Origin of the sequence: Skermanella aerolata KACC 11604, assembly GCF_000936425.1 — a bacterium.
GTDB lineage: Bacteria > Pseudomonadota > Alphaproteobacteria > Azospirillales > Azospirillaceae > Skermanella > Skermanella aerolata.
Genome location: NZ_AVFK01000175.1, coordinates 1 through 1,034 on the forward strand (window position 1 = coordinate 1; position 1,034 = coordinate 1,034).

General features: G+C 71.1%; 1 protein-coding gene. It reads left to right on the top strand.

Annotated features, from left to right (window positions below):
- Nucleotides 1-1,034, top strand: a 1,034-nt coding sequence (locus tag N826_RS44620; RefSeq protein WP_044438026.1) for a tetratricopeptide repeat protein, incomplete at both ends; no start/stop codon positions are given.

A 1,034-nucleotide genomic window follows, 5' to 3' on the forward strand; every position in this document is an offset into this window, starting at 1 on the left:
GCCACGGCGTCGTTCCGTCAGGCATTCCGGCTGGGCGGCGATCCGGGGCTCGAGGTCAAGATGGCGCTGGCGCTGCCGATCATCCCGCGTTCCATCGAGCACATCGCCGAGACGCGGGCGCGGATGATGGAGCAGGTCACCGCCCTGACCGAGCGCGGCATCCGCCTGGACGACCCGCTGGCCCAGGTCGGCCAGACCTGCTTCTATCTCGCCTACCACGCCGCCGACGACCGCCCGCTCCAGCAGGCGGTGGCGCGCCTGTTCGAAACGGCCTGTCCGGAGCTGACGCAGGACCTCGCCGATCCGGCACCGCGACCCGACGGCCGCGTCCATGTCGGCTTCGTGTCCCAGTACTGGCACCAGCACACCATCGCCAAGCTCAACCTCGGCCTGATCCGCACCCTCGACCGCAACCGCTTCCACGTCACCCTGTTCACCACCCCCCATGCCGGCGACGCCATGCGGAAGGTCCTGGTGGCTTGTGCCGACCGCACCGTCGAGCTGCCGGTCGATCTCGCCGCCGCCCGCCGCCTGATCGCCGCCGAGCGCCTCGACGTGCTGTACTACGCCGACATCGGCATGTCGGCCCTGACCTACTTCCTGGCCCATGCCCGGCTCGCCCCGCTGCAATGCCTGACCTGGGGCCATCCCGACACCACCGGCATCGGCAACCTCGACCGCTTCCTGAGCTGCGGCGCGATGGAGCCGGACGGCGCCGAGCGCCACTACTCCGAGACCCTGGTCCGCCTGCCCGGCCCGACCATCCACTACGCGAGACCCTCCCTGCCGGCCCGGCTCAAGCCGCGTTCGGCCTTCGGCCTGCCCGAGGAGGCGCATGTCTATGTCTGCCCGCAGAGCCTGTTCAAGATCCACCCCGACTTCGACCGGGCGCTGGTCGAGCTGCTGCGGCGCGACCCCCTGGGGCTGGTGGTGCTGCTGTCGGGCCGCGACCGCAATCTGGACGAGCTGCTGCGCCGGCGCATCGCGGGCGTAGGACCGGACGTCGCGGGGCGCATCCGGTTCCTGCGCCAGAT